Consider the following 625-nt stretch of genomic DNA (forward strand, 5'->3'; position numbering starts at 1 on the left):
GGGCTGGCCGAGGAGGGTCACCTCGGCGAGGTACTTGGCGATGCGCCCTTCGACCATCTTCTCGACGATGTTCGCGGGCTTGCCGGACTCCGCGGCCTGCGCCCTGTAGATCTCGCGCTCGCGCGCGATCAGGTCCGCCGGCACCTCGTCGCGCGAGACGCAGATCGGCCGGCTGGCGGCGATGTGCATGGCGAGGTCCTTGCCGAGGGCCTCGTCGCCCGCGGCGAGGTCGACCAGCACGCCGATGCGCGTGCCGTGCAGGTAAGCGGCGAGCTGCCCGGCGGTCTCGTAGCGGACGAAGCGCCGGATCGAGAGGTTCTCGCCGATCTTCTGCACCAGTGCCTGCCGCTTCGCCTCGACGTTCTCGCCGCCGATCGCGAGCCGCGCGAGGGCTGCGACGTCCGCCGGGCTCTCCCGCGCCACGAGCTCGGCCAGCCCCTTGGCGAAGGCGAGGAAATCCGGGTTCTTCGCCACGAAGTCGGTCTCGCAGTTCACCTCGACCAGCGCGCCGAGCCTGCCGCCCGGCGCGAGGTACGCGCCGATCACGCCCTCGGCGGCGATGCGCCCCGCCGCCTTGCTCGCCTTCGCCCCGCTCTTGATGCGCAACAGGTCCTCGGCCTTCTTC

Annotated in this window: 1 protein-coding gene; it reads right to left on the reverse strand. The window is 71.7% G+C overall.

Annotated features, from left to right (window positions below; all coding sequences use genetic code 11):
* Window positions 1-625, reverse strand: a 625-nt coding sequence (gene tsf, locus N2041_RS14605; RefSeq protein ID WP_367187740.1) for a translation elongation factor Ts, incomplete at both ends; no start/stop codon positions are given.

Origin of the sequence: Tepidiforma sp., from assembly GCF_026419595.1 — a bacterium.
In the GTDB taxonomy this organism is placed as follows: Bacteria; Chloroflexota; Dehalococcoidia; order Tepidiformales; family Tepidiformaceae; genus Tepidiforma.